The organism is Streptococcus sp. IsoGale022, from assembly GCF_031142805.1.
In the GTDB taxonomy this organism is placed as follows: Bacteria; Bacillota; Bacilli; order Lactobacillales; family Streptococcaceae; genus Streptococcus; species Streptococcus sanguinis_A.
Genome location: NZ_JAKZJI010000001.1, coordinates 1 through 25215, shown reverse-complemented (window position 1 = coordinate 25215; position 25215 = coordinate 1). Strand labels below are relative to the sequence as shown.

Genomic DNA, 25215 nt, shown 5'->3' with positions numbered 1-25215 from the left:
TGTCACTTTATTTTAATTCAAAAACCACTTCTGCTGTCGGACGAACTAAACCACGCTCATGCAGTGTCTCTGCGATTTGAACAGAATTCCAAGCTGCTCCTTTAAGAAGATTGTCTGAAACCACCCACATATGGATTCCTTTTTCCGCATCTAGATCTTTACGAATCCGACCAACAAAGGTTTCTTTCTTACCAACCGCATTGATTGCTTGCGGATAAACCTGATGAGCTACATCATCCTCCAGAACAGCACCAGGAAAGGCTGAAATTGCTGCTTTTACCTGGTCAATAGGCGCAACTTCCTTAGTCTCGATGTAGACAGACTCTGAGTGAGCAGACAAGATTGGAAGACGGACACAAGTCGCAGAAACAGCAATAGAATCATCTTCCATGATTTTCTTAGTTTCCTTAGTCATCTTCATCTCTTCGTAAGTATAGTCGTTATCTGTAAAGACATCAATCTGAGGTAAGGCATTAAAGGCAATAGGATAATGTTTTTTATCGCCGCCGCATGGCAGGATATTGGCTTCTGCATCCTTAGGATTTACACCATCATTGAGAACAGATCGTAATTGAGCTTGGGTTTCAAGAATGGCTCCCATGCCTGCACCAGAAACTGCTTGATAGGTAGATACAATGATGCGCTCCAGCCCCCATTGCTGACGAACAGGCTCTAAAGCCACCATCATCTGAATTGTCGAGCAGTTAGGGCAAGCGATAATTCCTTTGTGCTGATCTAAGGCATGGGCGTTGACTTCTGGAACAACCAGAGGAACATCAGGATTTTGACGGAAATAAGAGGTGTTATCGACCACCACTGCTCCAGCTTTAACTGCGTAAGGAGCGTATTTTGCTGAGGTAGAACCACCAGCTGAAAAGAGAGCAATATCTACACCTTCAAAAGCCGTCTCAGTCGTCTCTTCAATAGTAATATCTTGTCCCTTGAATTGGAGAACTTTACCAGCTGAACGAGCAGACGCCAGATAGCGTATTTTATCAATTGGAAGGCTAGACTCTTCCAGCATTTTAATCATTTGAGATCCAACGGCACCAGTGGCACCTACTACAGCAACTGTATATCCCATGCGATAACCTCTCTGAATTTTCAAAAAATTTTGTATTGTTAGTATTATACTATTTTTAGGGAAAAATGCAAATGGTTCTAAAGAATAAATGTTCGATATTTTAGATAAACTGCATTTACACACTGCTCTACAGCTCAACTTTTTCCTAGAGATTCGTTTCATCAAGAGCAATAGCACTCACGACGCCAACCGTCTCAGCATCAATGTCTCTAAGTTCAGCTGAGACAAACCGTCTTGCCTCTCTAAGAGAGCTTTCAAGGTTTACAGTTTTTGCTCTCACGATCAAAACTGCATCCATTGCTCTTCGACTCAACTTCTTACTGCAGATTCGTTTCATCAAGAGTAATAGCACTCACGACACAGTCCGTCTCAGAATCAATGTCTCTAAGCTCGGCTTCAACTAACGCTCCTACCTCTCTAAGAGACATAGAAAAATCCCCAATCCGTAGATTGGGGATAAGGGCACTTTCGTGTGATCAGCAGGTTCACACAACCGATCAAGGTCCGCTCCTGCGTTATGACCTCCCATGCTTCAATTTGCAGAAAATCTGCATATCGACTCATCGCACGAAATATAGTTTACCTTATCTTTTTCCGTTTTGTCAAGGTATTTAATCTAAAATATAAACAAAAACTTGTCTATCTTTCCATTCCTGATCTTCTTTTTGGAATTGTTTCCGTACTCCTTCAAGATAGAAATCAGCTTGCTCCAGCAAATTCTGTGAAGGGATATTTTGTAGATCAACATGTGCTTCTAAACGATGAAATCCTAGTTCACGACTGACTTTCTTAAGTTCACCTAGCATAGCTCTGGCGTAGCCCTGACGCCAAAATTGATTATGTATCGTATAACCTATTTCCGCCCATTGAAAATCGTCTCTAGCCAGCACAAATAAATTAACCATTCCTACATGTTTTCCGTTTTTTGCATCATAAATTCCCCAAATATACTGTTGGTCTTTCTCTCGGAAATCTCGGTGCTTAGCCACCAAATCCGCAAACCAACTTTCTGTACAAATCGTCATATCTAAAAGCCCATCATCAAATGGGGATTGGGAAGGCAGTCTATCGGAAAATCCTTCCAGCCAAGCCGAATAATCTTTCTCTTCCAGATATTTTAAATAAATATGTTTCATAAATACTTACTTCCCTCTCGAATACTAAGCGCAGCCATTTCTGCCTGATGCCGCTCGATAAAATCTCTGACCCAGTCTGGGTTGGTTTTGGAATAATCTCTCAGCGCCCAGCCGATTGCCTTGTTAATAAAGAATTCTGTTTGGCCTAGATTATTGACTAAAATTTTCTCCAACAGCCCTGTGTCTGTTTCCTCTTTTCGCAGCAGCTGATGATCGATCGCCAAGCGCCGCAGCCAGATATCCTCATCACAACTCCAGGATAAAATAATCTCTTTGGTTTCTGGAAATCGGGCAATGATTGATCCGACCAAGCGATCCAAAAAGTCAATAGTATCCCACCAAGATTTTGTTTGAGCCAGCTTTTTCAAACAAGGCAAGTCAGATGGAGTCAACAGCTTCTTGCTAATCTCCAGATAATCTAGCGCGGCATACTGCAATTCTCGATAAAGATTGTTCCAAGCTTCATTTATAAAATTCCAGTCAATAACATAGTCAGTTTGCTGTTTGAAAAAAGCTTTTGCGAGTTTCCGTCTGGCTGGAGTCTTGACTCCTAGAAACTCAAATTTATTTTTCATATAGGATTTCATAGCCACTGCATCATCAGGGTTAGCTACAGCTTTTAACTCTTTTACCAATTCCTCTACATTCATAGCTTACTCCAGCAATTCACGGTCATAAATAGTGTAGTCACAGCGGTAAATAACGAGACGCTTGCCGTCAATCAGCAACTCAGAAGTTTTAGGAGCATCTGACTTATCAAGAGAGACACGGTCGCCAGCATAAGCTGCTAGAGGAGTCCCGTTTTGAGAGCGAATCAGAATGACCTTCTTCTTGCCAGTAAAGTCGTTTTTAAAAGCTGAAATCATGCGATTTAAAACGGGAACTGAATGGCTATTCTCCTCAACATCTGCCGTCTTTTGATACTGGGCAAACACATCTTTCAAGCCTTTTTCTTCTGCTATTAAGGAAGATCCCACATGGTCAATCTCATACTTACCCAAGGTGATTTTGAGCACAGATGAGTCTTCCTTGGAATTTCCTTCCGCATCAACTGAGTCAAATTCCTCGTTGCGCGAAATGGATAGGGACTTGCCTGACATCTGGTCAATGAGCTGAGAATTTTCATCATAGGTGCGAACCGTCATCTCTAAACCAATCCATTCCTCCTTGGCATTTTTAAACCAATTTTCAACGGCCTAACAGCCGGTCAAGGTCAAAAGGCCAATACTTAGAAGAGTTATTAATAAATGTTTCTTTTTCACCATTTCCACTCCATTTCTTTTAAAAGTTTGATGGGTTCAGCCACCTTGTCCAAGGATTTTCGCAGCCAAACAATGTCATGCCAACGTTCGAATTTATAGCCAATTTTAGGGAAATGAGCAACCTGCTGATAAGCCTCTTTTTCGATGCAAAGCTAGGCTAGCTTCGTTTGGCAGAGAAATACAGGCTAGAAAATGCATATATCCCATCTGATCTAACAGGTCTTCGAGCTTATCATAAAGCTTGCTGCCGACTCCTTTTCCTCGAGCATCTTGACTGACATAAACGGATAATTCCACAGCCCAATCGTAGGCTGCGCGCGCATAATATGTCGAAGCGTAAGCATAACCTAAGACTACACCATCTTCTTCCGCTACCAGATAAGGATATTTTTCCAACGTTTTCCCAATCCTAGTTGCAAAATTCTCAATGGTCGGTACTTCATATTCAAAAGTGATGGCCGTATTCTCTACGTAAGGCGCGTAAATATCTAACAAGGCTCTGGCATCTGATGGCTTAGCAAATCTGATATCCATAATGACTCCACATTCTCCGTATTTTCATTATTATACCAATAAAAGACTCATAAAGAGCCTTTTAAACCATGATCAAAATAGACCAATCGCTGTGCCGTCTGCTGCAACATCCATATTGAGTGCCGCAGGACGTTTCGGCAATCCTGGCATGGTCATGACATCTCCTGTCAAAGCCACGATAAAGCCTGCCCCAAGTTTTGGTACCAACTCACGAATGGTAATTTCAAAGTTTTCTGGCGCACCCAGAGCAGCAGGATTGTCTGAGAAGCTATACTGTGTTTTGGCCATGCAGATCGGCAGCTTGTCCCAGCCGTTTTTGACAATTTCTCGAATTTGAGTCTGCGCTTTTTTCTCAAAGTTCACTTTTGAACCACGATAGATTTCTCTGACAATTTTCTCGATTTTTTCTTCAATAGAGAGGTCGTTGTCATAGAGGCGAGTGTAACGAGCAGGTTCTTCATCAATGGTTTTGACTACAGTCTCAGCTAGAGACACACCACCTTCAGCGCCGTCAGCCCAGACGCTAGCTAACTCAACTGGAACCTTAATTTCTGCACAAAGCTCCTTAAGAGTAGCAATTTCAGCCTCCGTATCTGAGACAAATTCATTGATAGCTACTACAACTGGAATACCGAACTTACGGATATTTTCAACGTGACGTTTGAGATTAGCAAAACCAGCTCGGATCGCCTCAACATTCTCTTCTGTAAGTGCATCCTTAGCTACTCCACCATTCATCTTGAGGGCGCGCAAGGTCGCAACAATCACTACTGCATCTGGAGAAGTTGGTAAGTTTGGAGTTTTAATATCTAAGAATTTTTCAGCACCAAGGTCCGCACCAAATCCTGCTTCTGTCACTGTATAATCGGCCAAGCGCAGCGCTGTGCTAGTCGCCAAAACAGAGTTACAGCCGTGGGCGATATTGGCAAAAGGACCGCCATGAACAAAGGCTGGTGTTCCGTAAATAGTCTGTACCAGATTTGGCTTAATCGCATCTTTCAAGACTAAAGCCAAGGCTCCTTCTACCTCAAGGTCACGAACATAGACTGGTGAGCGGTCATTGCGATAACCGATGACAATGTTAGCCAAGCGCTTCTTCAAATCTTCAATATCCGTAGCTAGGCAAAGAATCGCCATAATTTCAGAGGCAACCGTGATATCAAAACCATCTTCCCGCGGAATACCGTTGAGCGGACTGCCTAAGCCGACAGTCACATGGCGCAGTGCTCGGTCATTTAGGTCAACTACCCGCTTCCAGATAATACGACGCTGATCGATACCCAAAGCATTTCCCTGATGAAGATGATTATCGATAAGAGCTGATAGGGCATTATTGGCAGTCGTGATGGCATGCATATCACCAGTAAAATGCAAGTTGATATCTTCCATCGGTAAAACTTGCGCGTGACCGCCGCCGGCTGCTCCCCCTTTGATGCCCATAACCGGCCCCAAAGATGGTTCGCGGATGGCAATCATAGTTTTCTTGCCAATCTTGTTAAGCGCGTCAGCCAGTCCAATGGTAATGGTAGATTTGCCTTCTCCAGCTGGAGTTGGATTGATCGCTGTTACCAAAATCAGTTTCCCAACAGGATTTTTTTCAACCTCACGAATTTTATCAAAGCTGAGCTTAGCCTTGTACTTACCATATAATTCCAAATCATCATAGTCGATGCCGACTTTTTTCACTACATCAACAATAGGCTGCAATTCAACACTTTGAGCAATTTCAATATCTGTTTTCATCAAGAACTCCTCTGTCAATTAATATAAAGATTATAACAAAAAAGAGCAAAATCTACATGATTAAGCTCTAAAAAGATTTTAATGTTCGGAAAAAAGGAAAGTTAAGAAAATTATATTCTCTAAAATATAAGATTTCAGAGAGTTATTTTCCGCTGTGACACTCTGCAATTAGAATTATTTTACTAAATTTCTTTTTTCTTGTAAAATAGTTCTATGAACATATTGATTACTTCTGGCGGGACCAGCGAGAAAATCGACCGTGTCCGCTCTATTACCAATCATTCGACAGGCCGGCTTGGCAAAATCATAACTGAAACTTTCCTAGACAAGGGCGATCAGGTGACTCTGGTGACGACTCCCATGGCTGTCCGCCCTGCAGCTCATCCCAATCTTACCATTGTCCAGATTGAAAATGTTGCAGAACTGCTTGAAAGCTTGGAGCCACTTGTTCACACACATGATGTACTGATTCATGCAATGGCAGTCTCTGACTATACTCCCGTCTACATGACTGGTTTGGAAGCTGTAGCAGCTAGCTCTGATATGACTGAATTTCTGGATAAGACTAACTCAGAAAGCAAGATTTCTTCTCAGGATGATGTTCAAGTTCTTTTTCTCAAAAAGACACCGAAAATCATCAGTCTGATAAAAAAATGGAATCCGCACATTCGCTTGATTGGCTTTAAACTCTTGGTCGATGTTTCTAAGGAAGAGCTACTCAAGACCGCACGAGCCAGTCTCATAAAAAATCAGGCTGAAATCATTGTTGCCAACGATTTGACAGAGATTTCTAATCAGGAGCACAAAGCCTATCTTGTCGGAAATGATACTGTAACCCGATCTCAATCCAAAGAAGAAATTGCTCAGCTCCTCTACCTGCATATCCATAGTCCATAAGGAGGTAAATGATGACACAGATTACCTTAGCCGTCAGTGGCAGCATATCAGCTTACAAGGCTGCTGACATCACCAGTCGTCTAAAGAAAGAGAACTTTGAAGTTGCTGTCCTCATGACAGAGGCAGCGACAGAATTTATCACACCGCTGACTCTACAAGTCTTGTCACAAAGGTCAGTTGCAATTGATATTATGCAAGAACCTGACCCTAGCAAGGTCAATCACATTGACATCGCTAAAGAGTCTGACTTCTTTTTGTTGGCGCCTGCTACAGCCAATACCATCGCTAAACTAGCCAACGGTTTAGCTGATAATATGGTGACAGCTACTGCTCTGGCTCTGCCGCCTCATACCAAGAAAGTTTTAGCTCCAGCTATGAACACTAAGATGTTTGAAAATCCACTAACCCAGCAGAATTTGGAGCGTCTGCAGCGTTTTGGATGGAAGATTATCCAGCCGCGCGAAGCTGTTCTGGCCTGTGGCGATCAGGGGACAGGTGCTCTAGCTGAGATTGATACAATTATTGATACAGTAAAGGAACTTATTTATGAAAAAACAGTCTAAAATTGCTCAAATTGCTATTTTCTTTGCCATTATGTTGGTACTGCACCTGCTCAGCTCGGTTATTTTCAACTTACTTCCAGTACCGATTAAACCTACGATTATCCACATTCCAGTTATCATTGCCAGTATTCTCTATGGCCCTAAAGTCGGAGCTGTTCTAGGTGGCCTCATGGGATCTATCAGCGTTATCACTAATACCTTAGTTTTATTGCCAACCAGCTATCTCTTTAGCCCCTTTGTGCCAAATGGAAGCCTTTCTTCGCTTCTTGTTGCCATGGTACCTCGCATTCTCATCGGTATCACTCCTTATTTCGTATATAAAGCAATGAAAAATAAGGTCGGCTTGATTGTAGCAGGTTCCGTTGGTTCTGCCACCAATACTATCTTCGTCTTGGGGGGCATCTTCTTTCTCTTTGCAAATGTATATCAAGGAGATATCAAAGCACTTCTAGCTGTGATTCTATCAGCAAATTCCATTGCCGAGTTAATCATTTCTGCGGTTTTGACAGCAACTATCATTCCTGCGCTTGAAAAAGCCAAAAAATGATGATAAATTAGCTTTCCAGACCAAGCCTTGCTTTGGTCTTTTTTAAGCTAGCAATTCTGCAATACCATTTTGAAATCTTTGAAACGATAGCTTGAAAAGTATTTCATTGTTTTCTAGGTAACCTCTTTTAAAATTAATGAAAATATGCTACAATGAAAGCGATTAAGAAAATTTAAGAGCAGGATTTTTTACTAAAATTTCCATCTCTTCATTTCAAAAATAAAGGAGACTCCACCTATGACTTATCAAGATAACTTCAAAAAATGGCTTGATTATGCTGAACTTCCTGACTATCTTCGTGAAGAATTGAATAGTATGGACGAAAAAACTAAGGAAGATGCCTTTTACACCAATCTTGAGTTTGGTACTGCTGGTATGCGTGGTTTAATTGGTGCTGGCACCAACCGTATTAATATTTATGTTGTTCGTCAGGCAACCGAAGGTTTGGCTCGCTTGATTGAAGAAAAAGGTGATGAGTTCAAAAAACGCGGTGTTGCAATTGCTTACGACTCCCGTCATTTCTCACCAGAATTTGCCTTTGAATCTGCTGCTGTTTTAGCTAAGCACGGCATCAAGTCCTATGTCTTTGAAAGTCTGCGCCCAACTCCGGAACTTTCATTTGCAGTGCGTCATCTGGGAACTTTTGCTGGTATTATGATTACAGCCAGCCACAACCCTGCTCCATTTAACGGCTACAAGGTATACGGTGAAGACGGCGGACAAATGCCTCCGCATGATGCAGATGCATTGACAGACTACATCCGTGCGATTGAAAATCCTTTTGCTATTGAGGTCGCTGATCTTGAAGCTGAAAAAGCTTCTGGCTTGATTGAAGTAATTGGCGATGATATTGATGCTGAATACCTCAAGGAAGTTAAAGATGTCAATATCAACCAAAAACTGATTGATGAATACGGTAAGGACATGAAGATTGTCTATACTCCTCTGCACGGTACTGGTGAAATGTTGGCTCGTCGCGCTTTAGCTCAAGCTGGATTTGATTCTGTTGAAGTTGTTGAAGCACAAGCTGTAGCTGATCCAGACTTCTCTACTGTTAAGTCTCCAAACCCTGAAAGCCAAGCAGCCTTTACTTTAGCGGAGGAATTAGGTCGTAAAGTTGGTGCAGATGTTCTGGTTGCAACTGACCCAGATGCTGACCGTGTCGGTGTAGAAGTTCTGCAAAAAGACGGAAGCTACCTCAATCTTTCTGGTAACCAAATCGGTGCCATCATGGCTAAGTACATCCTGGAAGCTCATAAGAGTGCTGGAACTCTGCCAGCTAACGCAGCTCTCTGCAAGTCTATCGTTTCTACTGACTTGGTGACTAAGATTGCTGAAAGCTATGGCGCTACTATGTTCAATGTCCTGACTGGTTTCAAATTTATCGCTGAAAAGATTCAAGAATTCGAAGAAAAGCACAACCACACCTACATGATGGGATTTGAAGAAAGCTTCGGCTATCTGATTAAACCGTTTGTACGTGATAAAGACGCTATCCAAGCTGTTTTGGTCGTGGCTGAGCTTGCTGCCTACTACCGCTCACGTGGCTTGACTCTGGCTGACGGTATTGAAGAAATCTACAAAGAGTACGGTTACTTTGCTGAAAAGACTATCTCTGTGACCTTGTCCGGTGTTGATGGAGCTGAGCAAATCAAGGCTATCATGGCTAAGTTCCGTGACAATGGTCCAAAAGATTTCAACGCTACTGCTATTTCTGTTACTGAAGACTTTAAGGCGCAGACTTCTACTGCCGCAGACGGTACTGTTACAGCTCTGACGACTCCTCCAAGTGATGTGCTGAAATACACCTTGGCTGATGGTTCATGGATTGCTGTCCGTCCATCCGGAACAGAACCAAAAATCAAGTTCTACATTGCCGTTGTCGGTGACAGCAATGAAGATGCTCAAGCAAAAATTGCTGCTATTGAAGCAGAGATTAATGCCTTTATCAAGTAAAATAACACTATCAACCAATCAACCAGAGAATAAATTTCACATTCTCTGGTTTTTCGTTTCCAAATCAAGCATTTTTCTGATTTTTATGGCATACTAGTTTTATAAAAAGAAATGAGGATTATTTATGGAACAATTTGCTCAAAATATTAAAGACCTTGAAGTCACAACTGTTGGCCGTGCTCGTCAAGCAATTGCTGATAAAGAGACAGCAACTTTCTTCATCGGTCGCAAAACTTGCCCCTACTGTCGTAAATTTGCTGCAACTCTTGCTGGCGTTGTCACTGATACTAAGGCGCATATTTTCTTTATCAATAGCGAAGAAGCTAGCGAATTAGAGAAACTGCAAGCCTTCCGCTCTGAATACAGCATTCCGACGGTTCCTGGTTTTGTTCATGTTCAAGACGGCCAAGTCTCTGTTCGTTGTGATTCTTCTATGACTGCGGATGAGATTAAAGCTTTTGCAAACTTGTAAAATTGATTCAAAAAAATCTGAGACCAAATTAGTCTCAGATTTTTTATTTATTTCTAACTTCCTGAAAAGCCTCCCACATCTTCTGCTGGGGTTTGGCAAAGGGGTAATTGCCAAAGTCTTCTGGATGAAGCCACAAGACCTCTCCATCAGCAGCGTACTGGCTATCTTTAACTCGGCCATAAGCCAGCTGGATATGCCACTTGCGATGACTGAAAACATGCTGCACTTTTGAAAAGGACTGCTGCTGCCAATCAACAATCAAATCATAATCCTGCTCAAAGCTTTCTTGAGGAGACAAGTCCAGACTGGGCTGATTTTCTTCCACCTCAAAGAGGGACATCTGATTTTCAGTTTGAAATTCCTCAACTTCAATCAAGGGGAAATGCCAAAAACCTGATAACAAGCCGGCAGCTTCATTCTTTTCAAGTAAGAACTGTCCCTGTTCGTTTTCGATAATCAAGCCTTGCAGATAGACTGGAACTGGCCTCTTTTTAGGTGCTTTGATTGGATATTTATCCATTGTTCCGTGTAAATAGGCTGCGCTGAACTCTTTTACAGGACTGTCTTCTGGACGAGGATTAACAGGAGCTTCGATATCCGATCCCAAATCCATCAGTGCCTGATTGAAATCTCCAGGTCTGTCTGGATCAATCAGAATCTCCATCATGGCTTGAAAGACCTTACGATTGCTAGGTTGGCCAATATCTAAATCAACTTCAAACAAGCGACTCAGGACCCGCATGACATTGCCATCCACCGCAGGCTCAGCTAGACCAAAGGCGATACTAGCAATGGCACCAGCCGTATAAGGCCCAATTCCTTTAAGGCTAGCAATTCCTTCATAGCTATCAGGAAATTTTCCAGCGAAATTCGTCATTATCTGCTGGGCTGCTTTTTGCATATTTCTCACCCGCGAATAATATCCCAACCCTTCCCAAGCCTTGAGCAGTCTATCCTCTGGCGCCTGTGCTAAATCAGCTACAGTCGGGAACCAGTCAAGAAAACGCTCGTAGTAAGGAATCACTGTATCCACCCGAGTCTGCTGCAGCATAATCTCAGAAATCCAGATATGATAAGGATTATTTGTTCTGCGCCAAGGTAGATCACGTTTATTTTCATCATACCAAGTCAATAATTTCTCGCGAAAAGAGGCAATTTTATCTGCCTCCCACATCTCAATTCCGTATTCTTTCAAATCTAACATAAATCTAGTATAGCATAAGGCAAGAAAAATAGGAGAGCTTATGCCCTCCAATTGTTTCCTATCGTTTAATAATGGCCGACAGCCTGACTAGCTGTAATCAAAGTCAGCTTATAAACATCATCCGCATTACAGCCTCGAGAAAGGTCATTAACTGGGTGGTTAAGTCCCTGAAGGATTGGTCCTACCGCTGAAAATCCACCCAAACGCTCTGCCATCTTGTAGCTGATATTACCAGCCTCGATACTTGGGAAGACAAAGACAGTCGCTTGACCAGCTACCGGGCTGCCAGGTGCTTTCAGCTCAGCTGTTGCCGGAACGAAAGCTGCATCAAACTGTAATTCACCATCGATAACCAAGTCAGGACGCATTTCTTGAGCCAACTTAGTCGCTTCCACAACCTTATCAACCTTTTCTCCGAAACCAGAGCCCTTGGTCGAATAGCTGAGCATGGCAACTTTGGGATCGATACCGAAAATTTGTGCTGTCAAAGCTGAGTTAACAGCAATCTCCGCCAAAACATTGGCATCTGGATCGATATTGATGGCACAGTCACTGAAAATATAGCGTTCGTCATCACGCACCATGAGGAAGGCTCCTGAAGTACGAGACACCCAAGGCAGGGTCTTGATGATTTGGAGAGCTGGCCGAACAGTCGCTGCCGTAGAGTGGATTGCTCCTGAAACCATCCCTTGAACCTTACCAAGATAAACCAACATGACCCCAAAGTAGTTGACATCTTCCTTGAGCAACTGGCGTGCTTCGTCTGCTGTGATTTTCCCTTTTCGACGCTCAACGAATGCTTCTACCAATTCCTCAAAGCAGGAACAGTTTGAAGGATCAATAACCTGATATCCTTCTTTTATTCCCTCAATTTCTAGATAAATGCGGATTTTATCAGGATTCCCCAAAAGAACTGGTGTAATACTGGTTTCTTTTACCAATAGTTTAGTCGCCTGCAGAATACGCGGTTCTTCACCCTCTGGCAAGACAATCTTTACTTCCTTATCCTTCAAGGCTTCACGAATTGAGTCAAAAATTTTCATGCTTCTTTACACTCCTTTATCTATTTAGCTTTTAATTTCTCGATAACTTGTTTAAAATCATCCGGCAAAGGACTGGCGCGCTCAACTTCCTGGCCACTAAAAGGATTATAAAATTTCAAAGAATGACAATGTAAAGCCTGGCGCTTTATTCCGTGTTCCAAACTTCCTCCATAAAGGTCGTCACCCAAAAGCGGAAAGCCAATATTTGAAAAATGAACGCGGATTTGATGAGTCCGCCCGGTATGCAGATGAATATCCACCAGATAGACATCTCCAAATCGCTCTATGACCTTGTAACTGGTATGAGCATACTTGCCATCCTCTGTCACGCATCTCGTAATGATACTCTCAGGGTTGCGCCCAATCGGAGCAATAATCTCGCCTTGTTCTTCTAAGAGTCCACTACCCCTAACCAGAGCGTAATAGCGCTTTTCTATCAGCTTCTTCTGCAGCTGCTTGTCCAATCTGGCATGAGCATAGCCATGCTTGGCAAAGAGCATGAGCCCACTTGTATCCCTATCCAGACGCGTCACGATATGCACCTGCTGGTTTTCATAGCCCTGACGAATATAGTAAGCCTTGACGAAATTAGCCATAGTATTGGAATGGTTAACACTGGGAATACTAGCCACCCCTGCCGGCTTATCCAAAACCAAGAAATGTTCATCTTCATAGATGACAGACAAGTCCTTATCAACAGCCTTCAGACTTTCAAATCCCTTTTCAGACGGGATATCAATCGTTACCCTATCGCCAATATCCAAGAGATAAACAGCGTTCTGAGGCTGATGGTTGACGAGAATGTTCCCTCCGGAAAATTTTATCTTAGCCAAGAGGCCTTTGGAAATTTCGTGCCGTTTTAAAAAGGTCTTCACCTTGACATGCTCATCGGCAATAAACTCAAACCTCATTCCTTGCACTCTCCAATAAAGGAGTCTCTGACACGATTCCAAAAGCTGGTATGACTTGGCGAAGCCACAAAATGTATCTTATGATTGTCAATCTGATACTCAATGCGGACAATATTTTTGAAAGAGAAAGTCTGATTATCAACCGCGATAGTGTGATAGTCACTGCGGGTCGGCACTAACTCAATCTTATCCTTTTTGGGAACAATGACCGACGAGCCCAACGTCCGATAAACCCGATTGTTGAGACTGGCAATTTCTGTTACTTGCAAGGCTTCAATGGTCGGATGCAATACCGCTCCACCCAGAGATTTATTATAGGCTGTACTTCCCGTCGGAGTAGAAACGGAAATTCCATCTCCTCGGAAACGCTCGAAATGAACCCGATTGATAATGACATCGGCTACCATGGTTCGATCCGAGCGCTTGATTGTTGCTTCGTTCAAAGCACGAATGATGCGTGTATCATCATTTTCAAAAGTGATTTTGACATTTAAAATCGGATAAGAAACTTGAGCACCGGAGTCTAATTTGAGATTTTCTACCAGCTTATCTAGTTCAAAATCACGGTAGTCCGTATAGAATCCGAGATGGCCTGTATGCACACCAACAAAGCGAACCCGGTCCAGCTGTTCTTCATACATATGAAAAGCCGATAGCAACATGCCGTCACCACCCACCGAAATCACGATGTCGGGATTCTTAGGAGTTAAAATAAAGCCGTTCTGTTTCAGCTTCTGCTTCAAATCCTGATAAACTTGTTCACTCTGTCTTTTCCGATTGCGGATAATCGCTATTTTTTTATCTGTATTCTTCATCTGTATCATCACTATTTCCCACACCGTCATTTAACTTGCGGTGAAGAGGGTCAAAGAGGGCCTGAGCCTCCTGGATAGCGTCACGGATAGCACCCATCTCCTCATCCAGCTGATAAGCAAGATTAGCTGTGGTTTCCAAGCGACATTTGATTTCCTCGGGAAATTCTCCTTTATACTTGTAATTCAAAGAATGCTCAATCGTTGCCCAAAAATTCATCGAAAGGGTGCGAATCTGAATTTCAGCCAGAATAAGCCTATGACCATTAATCGTATCAACTGGATACTCTATAATCACATGGTAGCTCCGATAGCCACTGGCTTTTTTGTTTTTGATGTAATCTCGCTCCTGGACGATACGCATATCGGTCCGGTTTCGCAGGACTTCTAAAACCTCATCCACATCATCGACAAACTGGACCATGACCCGTAAGCCAGCGATATCCTGCATCTCCTGCTCGATATTTTCCTCGCGAATGCCTCGCAGAATCATCTTTTCTTTAATGCTCTCAATCGGCTTGACTCGTCCGGTCACAAACTCAATCGGGGAATGACGCTGCTGCTTGCGGTATTGCTTTCGCACTCCACGCAACTTAATTTTCAGCTCTCCAACCGCTTGAATATAGGGGTCTAGAAACTCTTCCCATTCTATTGTCATACACTTACCTTGTCATATCATTATTTTTTGTATAAAATAAACACAACTGTTATTATAACATAAATCGCTTTCAAACAAAAGCAAAGAAAAGGATATGAAAATGAATCACTTAGAAATTGAATTCAAAACCATGCTGACCAAAGGAGAGCACGACCGTTTGCTCCAGTTGTTTGCTGACATCACTCCCGTTAGCCAGACCAACTATTATATCGAGTCAGACCAGCAAAGTATTCGTCACGCTCACATGGCTTTTCGAGTACGAACTTTTAAGTATCGCGAAGCTGAGCTGACGCTCAAGATTCCTCAAGAAGTCGGAGCCTTGGAACTCAATCAGAACTTGACACCAGAAGAAACCAAAAATATTTTACAGAACAATATCTTTCCTGCTGGTGAGATTTTAGATACACTGATTCAAAAAGGACTTCCCATTCAAGACTTAAAAATTTTAGGTTCTCTAGAGACTATTCGCTATGAAAAGGAAGACGAAATTGGTCTGCTGGCTCTGGATGAGAGCCACTATTATGGCAAAACAGACTTCGAACTTGAAGTCGAAGTTGAAGATTTCGAAAAAGGAAAGGAAAATTTCCTTGACTTCCTAAAGCAGCACAAAATCGACTACAAGCCTGGCAAGAGCAAAATAGCAAGATTTTCTGAAAACTTGTAAATCCAAGACCACAAAATAGCTGAAATAATCTATTTTTTTTGGTAAAATAAAAGGTAGCAATTTAAAGCCTATTGAAAAATAAATTTCATAGAGCATTAAATATAAAAAGAGACAAAAAGAGGACGGTCCAACTCATGTCAGATAAAAAAAATATGAAGCTTTTTTCCCTCAACTCCAATCATTCCATAGCTGAAAAAATCGCTGAGGCTGCTGGGGTTCCTTTGGGAAAACTTTCCTCCCGCCAATTCTCGGACGGCGAGATTCAAATTAACATCGAAGAAAGTGTCCGTGGCTATGATATTTACATCATTCAGTCTACTAGCTTCCCTGTCAATAATCACTTGATGGAACTCTTGATTATGGTTGATGCCTGCAAGCGTGCCAGTGCCAATACGATTAATGTTGTCATGCCTTATTTTGGTTATGCCCGTCAGGATCGGACTGCTGCTCCTCGCGAGCCAATCACAGCTAAACTGGTTGCCAACATGCTTGTCGGAGCTGGAGTAGATCGTGTGATTTCTCTGGATCTTCATGCCGTGCAGGTCCAAGGTTTCTTTGATATCCCAGTTGATAACCTCTTCACTATCCCACTCTTTGCCAAACATTATTGTAATATGGGGTTAACGGGAGATGATGTCGTTGTCGTCAGCCCTAAAAACTCTGGTGTTAAACGCGCTCGAAATCTGGCTGAATATCTGGATGCCCCTATCGCTATCATTGATTATGGCGAAGACGAGGCAGGTCGCTCTGAGGGCTATATCATCGGAGATGTCGAAGGCAAGAAAGCTATTCTGATTGACGATATTTTAAATACCGGCCGGACTTTCTCTGAAGCAGCTAAAATTGTCAGCCGCGAAGGCGCAGTCGAAATTTATGCCGTATCCAGTCATGGACTCTTTGCAGATAAAGCTGCAGAATTACTGGATAATTCTCCTATCCGGGAAATTCTTGTGACCGACTCTGTTGATACCAAAGAAAAAACACCTAAGAATCTCCACTACATTACAGCAAGTGAACTGATTGGTGATGCCATTGTCCGCATCCAAGAAAGAAGACCAGTCAGCCCGCTCTTTGCCTATCAAAAGAAATAAGGTAACCGGAGTGATTTATTTAGATAATGCTGCTACAACTGCTTTGTCGTCCGCTGCAATCCAAGCAATGACCAAGACTATGACCGTCTTTGGAAATCCTTCCAGTACGCACAGCCATGGCCGAGAAGCTAGTAAACTGCTCAGACAAGCGCGTGAGGATATTGCTCATGCCCTGCATACTCAAAGCAATAAGATTCTTTTTACTTCAGGCGGCACTGAAAGCAATAATACTGCTATCAAAGGCTATGCCCTTCGTCACCAGAACCGAGGGAAGCATATTGTCACCACCGCTATTGAGCACCATGCTGTCTTAGAAGTGGTAGAGTACTTAGTAGACAAATTCGACTTCGAAGCTACTTTTGTTCAGCCAGTGGATGGTCAGATTCGAGCGGAGGATATTAAGAAGGCACTTAGACCTGACACTATTCTTGTATCTGTCATGGCAGTTAATAACGAAACTGGTGCTATCCTTCCCATTAAGGAAATTGGTAAATTACTGCAAGAACATCCTGCTGCTTTTCACGTTGATGCTGTCCAAGCAATTGGTAAATTTCCCATCTCCCCTGACGAGCTAGGGATTGACTTTCTATCTGCTTCAGCTCATAAGTTTCACGGTCCCAAAGGCGTTGGCTTCCTTTATGCCAAGAAGATGGATTTTGACAATTTCATGCACGGTGGTGATCAGGAAGAAAAACACCGGGCCGGAACTGAAAATCTAATCTCTATCACAGCCATGGCGGCGGCTCTGTCAGAAAGCATGGAACATCTAAAAGAAAATCTAGAGCGTGCACAAGACTTAAAAGACAACTTACTTGCTGACTTATCGGACATTGACTTTTACTTAAATGAAAGTCAACCAAGCTTGCCATATGTCATCAATTTGGGATTTCCCAATCAAAAAAATGACCTGCTTCTGCTTCAAATGGATTTAAATGGCTTTTCCATTTCAACAGGCTCAGCCTGCACAGCCGGAGCTATACAACCCAGTCATGTCTTGCAGGCTATGTATGGCAGGGATTCCAATCGCTTGTATGAGTCCATTCGGATCAGCACTTCGGACCAAACGACTTTGCAAGAGATTCAATCATTTACAAAGAAATTAAAAGAAATTTTAGGAGGATAAGATGGCCTTTCAAACATCTGTTAGCTTAGCAAACTGTGAATATACCTATTCACTTCACCCAAATGTCAAGAAATTCACCTTGCGCGACAATACATTCGCTGAAAGCAAGGTTGGCAACTATGAACTCTCTCGTCTGCTGGAATCTGTACCCAATAGCGGAAATGGCTTTCTGCTGAAAATCATCGTCAATAAAGATTTGAATGGCTTCAAAATCAACATCACTGACAAATCAGGCCTGCGCTTGGTCAATATTTTCAAATCAGAAGATCATCACATTATCCAACAAAAATTTTATTTCTTGATGGATAGCTTGGTTGAAAGAAATATTTTTGAAAAGACACCACAATAAGCAAGATTCTCGTAATTTTGCTTTTTTGGTTTTGACTCTTCAAAATTTAAACGAGCTTGACCTCTACTTGGAACGCTTGAAAATATCAAATGACTAATCGAACCAAAAGAAAGGATTAACCATGGTTGAACTGACCTATTTGGACTCATATAAGGTAAAACGAACACTCACCTATGAAGACTTCGACGAATTTCTTCTAGCCTTCTCTGGCTGCGTCACGGTTCCTGACTCGCTCAAGGTGCTTACTGTTACTTATAAGGGACACCAGCTGCCTTTTACAGGGCTAATTGGGGACTTGTACCGCCAAATGTACCAGTTAGACCTACGTCCCTATCAGGACTAAGTTTTTCACCCCTACCATTCCCAGCGATTACTGATTTTCTTTTTTATAAATCAAACATCCTTAATTAGTTGATTTTTTCACAAACTTCCTATAAAATAGAATTAGAAAGGTTGTGATTTTGTGAAAACTGAAAAAAATACTACAATTCCTCGAGCAACAGCTAAGAGACTGTCGCTCTACTATCGTATTTTTAAACGGTTTAATGCTGAGAAGATTGAGAAAGCCAACTCCAAGCAAATCGCTGAAGCCATTGGTATTGACTCTGCTACTGTCAGACGAGATTTTTCTTATTTCGGTGAACTTGGCCGCAGAGGATTTGGTTATGATGTCAAGAAATTAATGAACTTTTTTGCTGACCTCTTGAATGACAATGCTATCACCAATGTCATGATTGTTGGTGTTGGTAATATGGGGCGGGCTCTACTGCACTATCGTTTTCATGAGCGCAATAAAATGAAGGTTGTAATGGCTTTTGACACAGATGACCATCCAGAAGTTGGCAGCACAACCAACGATGGGATTCCTATCTATGGAATTTCCCAAACCAAAGAAAAAATACAGTCAGGAAATGTGCAAACTGCCATCCTAACTGTACCTAGCATAAAAGCCCAAGAAGTCGCATCTATCTTAGTTCAGGCTGGTGTAAAGGGTATTCTCTGCTTCTCACCAGTGAACCTATCCCTGCCTAAGGACGTGGTCGTTCAGTATGTTGACCTGACTAGCGAACTGCAGACTCTGCTCTACTTCATGAGAAAAAATGATTATTAATTTGAAAGAGGTATTAAACACTCTATGAGTAAACCTATTATTGGAATAACCGGAAATGAAAGAGAAATCCCAGACGATCACTTCATCCATATGAGCTATACAGCGACAGGATTCGTTGAGGGAGTTAAAGAAGTTGGCGGAATTCCAATGATTTTGCCAATCGGTGATGAAGAAATGGCTAAACAGTATGTTTCCATTGTCAATAAATTAATCATCACAGGCGGTCAGAATGTATGTCCCCAGTTCTATGGAGAAGAAAAAGTCATTGACAGCGATGATTATCTACTCAAACGGGACATTTTTGAATTAGCTTTAATCAAGGAAGCCCGTCGTCAAAATAAACCAATCTTCACCGTCTGCCGCGGAACTCAACTTTATAATGTCGCCCTAGGCGGTACTCTTCATCAAGACATTGAAGATCATTGGCAAGATAGCTCTGCTGAGTACACAACTCAAAGCATGGTGACCAAGAACGGCTCCATTCTGCATGAAATCTATGGCCCTGCATCTGAAATCAACTCCTTCCACCACCAAAGTATCAAGGATTTAGCTGCTGGCCTAGAAGTCATCGCCTATGATCCGCGAGATAAAATTATTGAAGCCATCACTTCTACTGACGGCAGTCCTTTCCTTGGCGTCCAATGGCACCCAGAGTTCTTGTTTGGCTCCAGAGAAGGAGACTTAGCTCTGTTTGATTATGTTGTCAATATTCTTTAAAATCCTCTATTCCTAGAAAAACTTCTGTTCTACACGAATAGAAGTTTTTTATATTCACGTAAATCAAATTATATCATATCTGCCTCTTCTCGGTAGCTATAGTAGTTAGACTTGGACACAATTAAATGATCTAAAAGAACCAAGCCCATCATCTCACACGCTTCTTTCATATGCTGGGTCACCTCATCGTCGTTTCTGCTAGGAACGACTGAGCCTGATGGATGATTGTGTACCAGTATGATAGATGTCGCTAGGTGCTTGAGAGCATAGTGGAGAATTTCTCTTGGCTCAGCAATACTTCTGCTTACAGTCCCCATGAAAATAGTCTGCTGGTGCAAGATTTGATTTTGACTATTAAGATAAATAGCAACCAAGCACTCCTGCCTCATGTCTCCTAGCTCTTGCTGCATCTTCTGAGCTAATTTTTGACTGCCCATAATCTGCTCTTTCTGAAGAACCTCTGCTCGGTTAATCCGACGCCCTAATTCGATAATGGCCTGCAGCTCCACAGCCTTAATCGGACCGATTCCAGAAATAGTCTGCAATTCCTGCAAAGTTAAATACTTAAGATCGTTCAGACTGGAAATAGATGATAAAATTCTTTGAGAAACTTGAAAAACAGTTTCTTTTTTATTGCCTGTCCTGAGAAAGATTGATAGGAGCTCCTGGTTACTGAGTTTTTCAGCCCCTTCTCTCATCAAACGCTCCCGTGGCATCATGCTAATATCATCTTGAAATGAAATGCTATACATAGAAACCTCCTTATCTTATAATTCGGAAAAAGAGTCAGAATCAGCAAGAATTGATATAAAAAATCTTTCGCCTAAAACAAAATTTAGATAAAAAAACTCCAAAAGTTAGAGTTCTTCCTAACCTTTGGAGTGAAATTTTTTTAGTTTTTTGTCTTTAAATCTGCATTTGGTTATAAGACTTACTGAAAGATTCAAGAACTTCCTTAGGAGCCTTATCATACTCGACAGAACCTTCTAATGTTCCCTTGACAATAGTCCGGTTGGTTGCCGCGGCATCCTCACAAGTAACTAAAGTAATCTCTGTAACACCTTCTGTATCCTCAATCAGATCCGTTCGATCCGGAGTTACTGTTTCAACACTGGTGATTACATAAGTATAGACTTGCTCTTTATCGGTGATATAAATCTTCATACCAGCCTTAGCACGGTCCAGTGGGGAAAAGAGCATGTTACTAGCCCCTGTGATGCCAAAGACATGGTGGCTAGCCAAGGCATAATTTCCCTGCCCCATCTGCTGGGTCTCTTTCATCGTACCAGCACCATAATACAATCCAGCATTATCCAGTCCTTTGAAGATCGGCAAGTTCATGGATACTTCTGGAATAGAGATGCCTCCGATAACAGGCAGTTGCTGCGCTTTCCACTGAGCATTGATGACCGCTTCTGTAGAAAGCGACTCTACCTTATTAAAATCAAAGCTAGTCTCAGCATTTTTATTTTTATTTATAGAGTCTTTGGAAACCTTGCTAACCTGATATTGGTTGGTATGCCAAACCATAATCATGTTTCGGATTTGCGCATTAAAGATTAAGCCAAGAGCCACAATAATTAATAATGTCGCAACAATATTGATAAAAATATTTCTTTTGCTTTTTTGTTTTCTTTTTCGACTTCTTTTTCCTTGTGCCATATAGAGGTCCTCTTTTACGATTCGTTTTCTTCCTCTGCTACATCTTCTTTATCGTCTGCTTCGACGCTTGTAAAGGTGACAATCTGAGCATTTTGGTCCAGACGCATGACCTTAACTCCCATGGTTGAGCGACCGGTCTGAGAAATATTAGCCACACTGGTCCGAATGATGACACCAGTATTAGTGATAATCATCAAATCTTCTTCGCCAGTCACTGTCATCAGACCAGCAAGAGGCCCGTTCTTATCAGTGATATTGGCTGTTTTAATCCCTTTACCACCACGGCCCTTGGTTGGATACTCGCTGGCAAGAGTACGCTTACCATAGCCTTTTTCGGTAATGACAAGCACTTCGTCTCCCTCAGCAATCACACCCGCTCCAACAACCTGATCGCCCTCTCGAAGATTAACTCCGCGGACACCAGTCGCTATACGACTCATGCTCCGAACAGCTGTCTCATTAAAGCGGACAGAATAACCAAACTTAGTACCAATGATAACGTCTGCAGCGCCGTCCGTCAGAAAGACATTGATTAACTCGTCTTCGTCTTTCAAATTCAAAGCCTTAAGGCCGTTCTGACGAATATTAGCAAATTCCGTTACACTGGTCCGTTTTACTACCCCATGACGGGTAGTAAAGAAGAGATAGGAATCATCACTTCGGTCTTGCTGAACATTAATAATAGTCTGAATAGTCTCTCCTTCATCCAGCTTCAAGAGATTGACCACTGGCAAGCCCTTGGCTGTCCGACCGTACTCAGGAATTTCATATCCTTTGAGACGATAAACTCGGCCTTTATTGGTAAAGAAGAGCAGTCTATCGTGAGTACTCGTTGAAACCAGCTCTTTGACGAAGTCATCGTCTTTGACACCAGTTCCTTGAACACCGCGGCCACCACGTTTCTGAGCAGTGAATTCAGCCTGATTCAGACGTTTGATATAACCTTTATTAGACAAGGTAATCAAAACATCCGCTTCCTCAATCAAATCTTCATCTTCAAGAGAAAGGACTTCTCCCACCATCAGTTCAGTTCGGCGATCATCCGCAAATTTACGTTTGACCTCGTCTAACTCTTCCTTGATAATAGCGATAACTCGCTCTGGCTTAGCCAAAATATCAGCCAAGTCTGCTATCAAGGCAATCAGCTCGTCGTACTCTGACTGAATCTTATCACGTTCCAAACCAGTCAGACGACGCAGACGCATATCAAGGATAGCCTGACTCTGGCGCTCAGACAGCTCAAACTTAGCCATCAATTCAGCCTGAGCTTCTGCGTCCGTCTCGCTATTACGGATAATGCGAATCACTTCATCAATGTGATCCAGCGCAATCAGCAAACCAGCCAAGATGTGAGCTCGAGCTTCCGCCTTTTCTTTATCAAAAGCCGTCCGTCGAGTCACTACTTCTTTTTGGTGCTCAATGTAAGCCAACAAAATCTCACGTAGAGACAGAATCTTCGGAACACCATTTTGAATAGCCAGCATATTGAAGCTGAAATTGGTCTGCATCTGAGTCAGCTTGAAAAGGTTATTTAGAATGACATGTGCAGAGGCATCACGACGAACCTCAATGACAAAACGGACCCCTTCACGGTTGGACTCATCACGAACAGCTGTGATACCGTCAATGCGTTTTTCCTGCACCAGACGAACAATATGCTCATGGACTTTAGTCTTATTAACCATGTAAGGAAACTCGGTTACGACAATTCGCTCACGACCATTTTTCATCTCTTCGATTTCAGTGCGAGAACGAAGAACAATCGAACCTTTCCCTGTTTCATAAGCCCGATGAATACCGGACTTGCCCATAACTAGTGCACCTGTCGGAAAATCTGGTCCAGGCAGGACTTCCATGATGTCGCGAGTTGTTGCTTCCGGATTGTCCATAACAAGCTTAACTGCATCAATAGACTCACCAAGATTATGTGGTGGGATATTGGTCGCCATCCCAACCGCAATCCCTGTCGCACCATTTACAAGTAAGTTAGGGAAGCGAGCAGGAAGAACTACAGGCTCTCTCTCACTGGCATCATAGTTGTCAATATAATCAACAGTATTTTTATTAATATCACGAAGCATCTCAAGAGCAATCTTACTCATACGTGCTTCTGTATAACGCTGGGCAGCGGCTCCGTCTCCGTCCATAGAACCAAAGTTCCCATGACCGTCTACTAGCATATAGCGATAGCTCCACCATTGAGCCATCCGCACCATCGCTTCATAAATAGAGGAGTCATCATGCGGGTGATACTTACCCATGACATCCCCTGTGATACGAGCTGATTTCTTGTGAGGCTTATCAGGCGTCACGCCCAGCTCATTCATACCATAGAGAATCCGACGGTGAACTGGCTTGAGACCATCACGAACATCTGGAAGTGCCCGAGCCACGATAACACTCATTGCGTAATCGATGAAACTAGTCTTCATTTCACTAGTCAGATTAACATTTACTAAGTTTCTGTCTTGCATTAAAAAATGCCTTTCTTTCATATTAAACTATCCTATATTATACCACATTTTCTTTAATTTTTCAGTATTTTGAACCGTTTGTAAAAACGTTTACATCGCTAGATACACAGGTTGACCGTGACAAAATATGCCAAAAGTGGTAGAATGAATGTGTATGGGAAATCTTTCCTAAAAAAATAAGGAGATGTTTAGAAATGACTGCTACTAAACAACATAAAAAAGTCATCCTTGTCGGTGACGGTGCTGTAGGTTCATCTTACGCATTTGCTCTTGTAACCCAAGGTATTGCTCAAGAACTTGGTATCATTGAAATTCCTCAATTATTTGAAAAAGCTGTCGGTGATGCTGAAGACCTTAGTCATGCCCTTGCTTTCACTTCACCTAAGAAAATCTACGCAGCTACTTATGCAGACTGTGCGGATGCAGACCTCGTTGTTATCACTGCAGGTGCACCTCAAAAACCAGGCGAAACTCGTCTTGACCTTGTTGGTAAAAACTTGGCTATCAACAAATCTATCGTTACTCAAGTCGTTGAATCAGGCTTTAACGGTATCTTCCTCGTTGCTGCTAACCCAGTGGACGTTTTGACATACTCAACTTGGAAATTCTCTGGTTTCCCTAAAGAGCGCGTTATCGGTTCAGGTACTTCACTTGACTCAGCTCGCTTCCGTCAAGCTCTTGCTGAAAAGATTGGTATCGATGCTCGTTCTGTCCATGCCTACATCATGGGTGAGCACGGTGACTCAGAGTTTGCCGTTTGGTCACATGCTAACGTTGCAGGTGTGAAATTGGAACAATGGTTGCAAGCTAACCGTCACTTGAACGAACAAGACTTGGTTGATCTTTTCATCTCCGTTCGTGATGCAGCATATTCAATCATCAACAAAAAAGGCGCAACTTACTACGGTATCGCGGTTGCTTTGGCTCGTATTACAAAAGCTATCCTTGACGATGAAAATGCTGTATTGCCATTGTCAGTCTTCCAAGAAGGCCAATATGGCGTTGAAAATGTCTTCATTGGTCAGCCTGCTATCGTTGGTGCTCACGGTATCGTACGTCCAGTAAACATCCCTCTGAATGATGCTGAAACTCAAAAAATGCAAGCTTCTGCTAAAGAATTGCAAGCAATTATTGACGAAGCATGGAAGAATCCTGAATTCCAAGAAGCATCTAAAAACTAATTATAAAAAACATCTCCTGAT

General features: G+C 42.4%; 25 protein-coding genes and 2 pseudogenes. 13 read left to right on the top strand and 14 right to left on the bottom strand.

Features of this window, described 5'->3' with window-relative positions:
* Window positions 1–7: 7 nt before the first annotated feature.
* The 6 genes and pseudogenes from RG608_RS00135 to RG608_RS00110 all read right to left on the bottom strand — a co-directional run bounded on the left by RG608_RS00135 (window position 8) and on the right by RG608_RS00110 (window position 5759).
* On the bottom strand, window positions 8–1084 hold the full coding sequence (locus RG608_RS00135) for an aspartate-semialdehyde dehydrogenase (protein WP_268686734.1): 1077 nt from the start codon (window positions 1082–1084) through the stop codon (window positions 8–10).
* A 611-nt stretch (window positions 1085–1695) separates the two neighbouring features.
* A complete protein-coding gene (locus RG608_RS00130; RefSeq protein WP_268686735.1) occupies window positions 1696–2220 on the bottom strand; it encodes a GNAT family N-acetyltransferase in 525 nt (174 codons plus the stop codon).
* A complete protein-coding gene (locus RG608_RS00125; RefSeq protein ID WP_268686736.1) occupies window positions 2217–2870 on the bottom strand; it encodes a DNA alkylation repair protein in 654 nt (217 codons plus the stop codon). The genes RG608_RS00130 and RG608_RS00125 overlap by 4 nt, the downstream gene beginning before the upstream one ends.
* Window positions 2871–2873: 3 nt before the next feature.
* Window positions 2874–3485 (bottom strand): annotated as a pseudogene (locus RG608_RS00120) (DUF5052 family protein).
* Window positions 3479–4016 (bottom strand): annotated as a pseudogene (locus tag RG608_RS00115) (GNAT family N-acetyltransferase). The pseudogenes RG608_RS00120 and RG608_RS00115 overlap by 7 nt, the downstream one beginning before the upstream one ends.
* A gap of 72 nt (window positions 4017–4088) precedes the next feature.
* Window positions 4089–5759 (bottom strand): formate--tetrahydrofolate ligase, encoded by a 1671-nt coding sequence (locus RG608_RS00110; RefSeq protein WP_268686737.1) that lies wholly within the window; start codon window positions 5757–5759, stop codon window positions 4089–4091.
* A 213-nt stretch (window positions 5760–5972) separates the two neighbouring features.
* Here RG608_RS00110 and RG608_RS00105 point away from each other — a divergent pair, with 213 nt between their 5' ends.
* The 5 genes from RG608_RS00105 (at window position 5973) to RG608_RS00085 (ending at window position 10194) form a co-directional block, all read left to right on the top strand.
* Complete coding sequence (locus tag RG608_RS00105) at window positions 5973–6656, top strand: phosphopantothenate--cysteine ligase (protein ID WP_002930510.1); 684 nt, start codon at window positions 5973–5975, stop codon at window positions 6654–6656.
* 11 nt (window positions 6657–6667) lie between these two features.
* A complete protein-coding gene (coaC, locus tag RG608_RS00100; protein ID WP_268686738.1) occupies window positions 6668–7219 on the top strand; it encodes a phosphopantothenoylcysteine decarboxylase in 552 nt (183 codons plus the stop codon).
* Window positions 7203–7766, top strand: a complete 564-nt coding sequence (locus RG608_RS00095) for an ECF transporter S component (RefSeq protein ID WP_268686739.1) — start codon at window positions 7203–7205, stop codon at window positions 7764–7766. The genes coaC and RG608_RS00095 overlap by 17 nt, the downstream gene beginning before the upstream one ends.
* Before the next feature lie 237 nt (window positions 7767–8003).
* Complete coding sequence (locus RG608_RS00090; RefSeq protein WP_268686740.1) at window positions 8004–9722, top strand: phospho-sugar mutase; 1719 nt, start codon at window positions 8004–8006, stop codon at window positions 9720–9722.
* Between the two features lie 124 nt (window positions 9723–9846).
* Window positions 9847–10194, top strand: coding sequence for a thioredoxin (locus RG608_RS00085; protein WP_268686741.1), 348 nt, complete (start codon window positions 9847–9849; stop codon window positions 10192–10194).
* 43 nt (window positions 10195–10237) lie between these two features.
* Here RG608_RS00085 and mutY read toward each other — a convergent pair whose 3' ends face one another.
* From mutY to RG608_RS00060, 5 genes are all read right to left on the bottom strand, one after another.
* Complete coding sequence (gene mutY / locus RG608_RS00080) at window positions 10238–11398, bottom strand: A/G-specific adenine glycosylase (protein WP_268686742.1); 1161 nt, start codon at window positions 11396–11398, stop codon at window positions 10238–10240.
* A 65-nt stretch (window positions 11399–11463) separates the two neighbouring features.
* Window positions 11464–12441 (bottom strand): phosphate acetyltransferase, encoded by a 978-nt coding sequence (pta, locus tag RG608_RS00075; protein ID WP_049553087.1) that lies wholly within the window; start codon window positions 12439–12441, stop codon window positions 11464–11466.
* Window positions 12442–12461: 20 nt separating this feature from the next.
* Window positions 12462–13352: an RluA family pseudouridine synthase gene (locus tag RG608_RS00070; RefSeq protein WP_308946370.1), complete on the bottom strand. Its 891-nt coding sequence runs from the start codon at window positions 13350–13352 to the stop codon at window positions 12462–12464.
* Window positions 13349–14176, bottom strand: coding sequence for an NAD kinase (locus tag RG608_RS00065; RefSeq protein WP_308946369.1), 828 nt, complete (start codon window positions 14174–14176; stop codon window positions 13349–13351). The genes RG608_RS00070 and RG608_RS00065 overlap by 4 nt, the downstream gene beginning before the upstream one ends.
* Window positions 14151–14822, bottom strand: coding sequence for a GTP pyrophosphokinase family protein (locus RG608_RS00060; protein ID WP_002930530.1), 672 nt, complete (start codon window positions 14820–14822; stop codon window positions 14151–14153). The genes RG608_RS00065 and RG608_RS00060 overlap by 26 nt, the downstream gene beginning before the upstream one ends.
* 100 nt (window positions 14823–14922) lie before the next feature.
* On the opposite strand from RG608_RS00060, the gene RG608_RS00055 reads away from it, so the two are divergent.
* The 7 genes from RG608_RS00055 (at window position 14923) to RG608_RS00025 (ending at window position 19877) form a co-directional block, all read left to right on the top strand.
* A complete protein-coding gene (locus RG608_RS00055; RefSeq protein WP_308946368.1) occupies window positions 14923–15486 on the top strand; it encodes a CYTH domain-containing protein in 564 nt (187 codons plus the stop codon).
* A gap of 134 nt (window positions 15487–15620) precedes the next feature.
* On the top strand, window positions 15621–16577 hold the full coding sequence (locus RG608_RS00050; RefSeq protein WP_308946367.1) for a ribose-phosphate diphosphokinase: 957 nt from the start codon (window positions 15621–15623) through the stop codon (window positions 16575–16577).
* A gap of 10 nt (window positions 16578–16587) precedes the next feature.
* On the top strand, window positions 16588–17700 hold the full coding sequence (locus RG608_RS00045; RefSeq protein WP_308946366.1) for a cysteine desulfurase family protein: 1113 nt from the start codon (window positions 16588–16590) through the stop codon (window positions 17698–17700).
* Window position 17701: 1 nt separating this feature from the next.
* Window positions 17702–18049: a DUF1831 domain-containing protein gene (locus RG608_RS00040; RefSeq protein ID WP_002902952.1), complete on the top strand. Its 348-nt coding sequence runs from the start codon at window positions 17702–17704 to the stop codon at window positions 18047–18049.
* 121 nt (window positions 18050–18170) lie between these two features.
* The gene (locus RG608_RS00035; protein WP_308946365.1) at window positions 18171–18392 is read left to right on the top strand and encodes a DUF4649 family protein; all 222 of its coding nucleotides are present in this window, start codon (window positions 18171–18173) and stop codon (window positions 18390–18392) included.
* Window positions 18393–18512: 120 nt separating this feature from the next.
* Window positions 18513–19160, top strand: a complete 648-nt coding sequence (locus RG608_RS00030) for a redox-sensing transcriptional repressor Rex (RefSeq protein ID WP_308946364.1) — start codon at window positions 18513–18515, stop codon at window positions 19158–19160.
* Between the two features lie 24 nt (window positions 19161–19184).
* Window positions 19185–19877 carry a gamma-glutamyl-gamma-aminobutyrate hydrolase family protein gene (locus RG608_RS00025; RefSeq protein ID WP_308946363.1) on the top strand — a complete coding sequence of 231 codons (693 nt, stop codon included), beginning with the start codon at window positions 19185–19187 and terminating at the stop codon, window positions 19875–19877.
* 68 nt (window positions 19878–19945) lie between these two features.
* Here the strand turns inward: RG608_RS00025 and radC are convergent, their stop codons facing one another.
* The 3 genes from radC to gyrA all read right to left on the bottom strand — a co-directional run bounded on the left by radC (window position 19946) and on the right by gyrA (window position 24013).
* The gene (gene radC, locus RG608_RS00020; protein WP_308946362.1) at window positions 19946–20629 is read right to left on the bottom strand and encodes a DNA repair protein RadC; all 684 of its coding nucleotides are present in this window, start codon (window positions 20627–20629) and stop codon (window positions 19946–19948) included.
* A gap of 154 nt (window positions 20630–20783) precedes the next feature.
* Complete coding sequence (locus RG608_RS00015; RefSeq protein WP_308946361.1) at window positions 20784–21539, bottom strand: class A sortase; 756 nt, start codon at window positions 21537–21539, stop codon at window positions 20784–20786.
* A gap of 14 nt (window positions 21540–21553) precedes the next feature.
* A complete protein-coding gene (gene gyrA, locus RG608_RS00010; RefSeq protein ID WP_308946360.1) occupies window positions 21554–24013 on the bottom strand; it encodes a DNA gyrase subunit A in 2460 nt (819 codons plus the stop codon).
* Window positions 24014–24207: 194 nt separating this feature from the next.
* Between gyrA and RG608_RS00005 the strand changes: the two genes are divergently transcribed.
* The gene (locus RG608_RS00005; protein ID WP_002930548.1) at window positions 24208–25194 is read left to right on the top strand and encodes an L-lactate dehydrogenase; all 987 of its coding nucleotides are present in this window, start codon (window positions 24208–24210) and stop codon (window positions 25192–25194) included.
* Window positions 25195–25215: the final 21 nt, after the last annotated feature.

Coding starts and splice junctions, on each gene's coding strand:
- RG608_RS00130 (WP_268686735.1), bottom strand. CDS start 2,220: ATGAAACATATTTATTTAAAATATCTGGAAGAGAAAGATTATTCGGCT.
- radC (WP_308946362.1), bottom strand. CDS start 20,629: ATGTATAGCATTTCATTTCAAGATGATATTAGCATGATGCCACGGGAG.
- coaC (WP_268686738.1), top strand. CDS start 6,668: ATGACACAGATTACCTTAGCCGTCAGTGGCAGCATATCAGCTTACAAG.
- RG608_RS00095 (WP_268686739.1), top strand. CDS start 7,203: ATGAAAAAACAGTCTAAAATTGCTCAAATTGCTATTTTCTTTGCCATT.
- RG608_RS00050 (WP_308946367.1), top strand. CDS start 15,621: ATGTCAGATAAAAAAAATATGAAGCTTTTTTCCCTCAACTCCAATCAT.
- pta (WP_049553087.1), bottom strand. CDS start 12,441: ATGAAAATTTTTGACTCAATTCGTGAAGCCTTGAAGGATAAGGAAGTA.
- RG608_RS00040 (WP_002902952.1), top strand. CDS start 17,702: ATGGCCTTTCAAACATCTGTTAGCTTAGCAAACTGTGAATATACCTAT.
- mutY (WP_268686742.1), bottom strand. CDS start 11,398: ATGTTAGATTTGAAAGAATACGGAATTGAGATGTGGGAGGCAGATAAA.
- gyrA (WP_308946360.1), bottom strand. CDS start 24,013: ATGCAAGACAGAAACTTAGTAAATGTTAATCTGACTAGTGAAATGAAG.
- RG608_RS00065 (WP_308946369.1), bottom strand. CDS start 14,176: ATGATACAGATGAAGAATACAGATAAAAAAATAGCGATTATCCGCAAT.
- RG608_RS00070 (WP_308946370.1), bottom strand. CDS start 13,352: ATGAGGTTTGAGTTTATTGCCGATGAGCATGTCAAGGTGAAGACCTTT.
- RG608_RS00085 (WP_268686741.1), top strand. CDS start 9,847: ATGGAACAATTTGCTCAAAATATTAAAGACCTTGAAGTCACAACTGTT.
- RG608_RS00110 (WP_268686737.1), bottom strand. CDS start 5,759: ATGAAAACAGATATTGAAATTGCTCAAAGTGTTGAATTGCAGCCTATT.
- RG608_RS00055 (WP_308946368.1), top strand. CDS start 14,923: ATGAATCACTTAGAAATTGAATTCAAAACCATGCTGACCAAAGGAGAG.
- RG608_RS00015 (WP_308946361.1), bottom strand. CDS start 21,539: ATGGCACAAGGAAAAAGAAGTCGAAAAAGAAAACAAAAAAGCAAAAGA.
- RG608_RS00060 (WP_002930530.1), bottom strand. CDS start 14,822: ATGACAATAGAATGGGAAGAGTTTCTAGACCCCTATATTCAAGCGGTT.
- RG608_RS00125 (WP_268686736.1), bottom strand. CDS start 2,870: ATGAATGTAGAGGAATTGGTAAAAGAGTTAAAAGCTGTAGCTAACCCT.
- RG608_RS00105 (WP_002930510.1), top strand. CDS start 5,973: ATGAACATATTGATTACTTCTGGCGGGACCAGCGAGAAAATCGACCGT.
- RG608_RS00005 (WP_002930548.1), top strand. CDS start 24,208: ATGACTGCTACTAAACAACATAAAAAAGTCATCCTTGTCGGTGACGGT.
- RG608_RS00135 (WP_268686734.1), bottom strand. CDS start 1,084: ATGGGATATACAGTTGCTGTAGTAGGTGCCACTGGTGCCGTTGGATCT.
- RG608_RS00035 (WP_308946365.1), top strand. CDS start 18,171: ATGGTTGAACTGACCTATTTGGACTCATATAAGGTAAAACGAACACTC.
- RG608_RS00025 (WP_308946363.1), top strand. CDS start 19,185: ATGAGTAAACCTATTATTGGAATAACCGGAAATGAAAGAGAAATCCCA.
- RG608_RS00090 (WP_268686740.1), top strand. CDS start 8,004: ATGACTTATCAAGATAACTTCAAAAAATGGCTTGATTATGCTGAACTT.